Origin of the sequence: Inquilinus limosus MP06 (assembly GCF_000767795.1) — a bacterium.
Classification (GTDB): domain Bacteria; phylum Pseudomonadota; class Alphaproteobacteria; order DSM-16000; family Inquilinaceae; genus Inquilinus; species Inquilinus limosus_E.
Window position 1 is genome coordinate 1 of the sequence record NZ_JANX01000890.1, and the last position, 1,705, is coordinate 1,705.

Here is a 1,705-nt window from a genome sequence, read left to right on the forward strand (position 1 = left end):
GGCTGTGGGGGCGGCGGCAGCCGGTTCCGCGACAGGCTCGGCCGGCCGCTCCACGTCGCCGAGCAGGCCGCGCAGCCAGGCACCGGCGACGCAGCCGGCCAGATAGGCGACGAAGAACAGCAGCGCCGTCTCCAGCAGCAGGCCGCTGCGCCCGCCGAGCCATCGGAACAGGGCGACGACCAGCCCGAGGAGCCAGACCAGGGCCCCCCATTTCAGCCAGTCCGGCAGCCAGGGCTCGCCGGCCCGCCGCTCCTCCCCGGAGACCGTCATCCAGCCGATGGCTGCCCCGAGCACCAGGGCGAGAAGGCTCCAGAGCCAGTAGGTTTCGATCAGGTAGACCATGATCCCCGCGCCCCCTCAATTCACGAGAAAGTCGATCCGGCGGTTCCGGGCCCTGCCCTCCTCCGTGTCGTTCGACGCGATCGGGCGGGTGCTGCCATAGCCCTCGGCCGCGAGGCGGCTGCCGGCGATGCCGGCGGTCTCGAGATAGCCGGCCACGGCTTCCGCCCGCCGTTTCGACAGATCGAGATTGGCCGTGGCGTCGCCGGAGGAGTCGGTATGGCCGGAGATCTCGATCCGCGCCTCGGGACAGCGCTGGGCCACGCCCACGAGGTTGTCCAACAGACCGGCGGAATCGGCGGAGATCGTCGCCTTGCCGGTGTCGAACAGGATCGCGCCCCTGGCCAGCAGCGCGCTGAACAGGCCCTGGCAGGTGGCGGCGTCCACCGCCGGCTCCGGCGGCTTCAGCGCGATCCAGACATCGGCCATGTAGCGGTGCGGCAGCGCCGCCGCGAAGGCCCCCTGGATGTCGATCACGGCCTTAGCATACAGCGCCTGGCCGGACAGCCTGGCGTTGGTGCCGGACAGGGCCAGCGTGCCCTGGGCCAGGCGCGAGAGCTGGCCCAGCCCGGTCAGCGCCGCCTCGCCGAAGCCCTCCGGCGCGCCCGCCCCGAGGGCCAGCTGGTCCTTCACCGTCTCGCCGAAGAACAGCCGCCGCGCCGCCTCCACGATGCCCTGATGCGTCTGGTCGTCCGGATAATAGCCGGACAGGGTCAGGCTGCCGTCCGCCTTCTCCGCGGTCAGGGTGTAGGGCGAGATCGTCGCGGGCGTGATGTCGACCGAGGCCAGCTGGAAGCCCTGCGGCAACCCGGTGCGGATCGCCGTCGCGATCCCCTCGCCGCTGACGCCGGCCTTGGCGGAGCCGCTGATCGAGAGCCGGCCGTCGTCGAGCACGGCCTTGCCGTCGGTCAGCCGGGCGAGCTGCGCCAGGCCCAGCTTCGCCGCCGCCAGGAAATCACCGGCCGGCGCGCCGCGGGCGACCTGTAGCGCGTCAATGATCCTGGTTCCGGGGAAGGAAGCGGCCGCGGCGGCGGCCAGCGCGGCCCGCGCCTCCTCCGACGGCACTGCGCCGCCGAAGATCAGCGTGTGGCCGTCGCTCTGCGCGCTCCAGGCATAGGGCTTCAGCTCGGGCGGCAGGATCTCCACCTTCGCCAGGGTCACGCCGCCCGGCAACGCCTTGGTGCCGGCCATTGTCGCCTGATAGACGGCCGCGGTCGACGCCTCGCCGGCGATCGAGTAGCCGGCATCGCTCAGCGACACGCTGCCCTGCGACAGTGTCGCCGCCTGGGCCAGGCCGTAGGCGGCCGCCGCAACGAAGCTGCCCGGCGCGCCGGAAGCGTAGGTCGCCTCGTCCCGGATCTCGACA

The 1,705-nt window shown here is 72.6% G+C and carries 2 protein-coding genes; both read right to left on the minus strand.

Going from position 1 to position 1,705, the window contains the following annotated elements; all coding sequences use genetic code 11:
• A partial coding sequence (locus tag P409_RS33650; RefSeq protein ID WP_202964896.1) for a hypothetical protein occupies positions 1 to 342 on the minus strand: 342 nt, incomplete at its 3' end.
• Positions 343 to 357: 15 nt separating this feature from the next.
• Positions 358 to 1,705, minus strand: a 1,348-nt coding sequence (locus P409_RS33655; RefSeq protein WP_052121696.1) for an OmpA family protein, incomplete at its 5' end; no start/stop codon positions are given.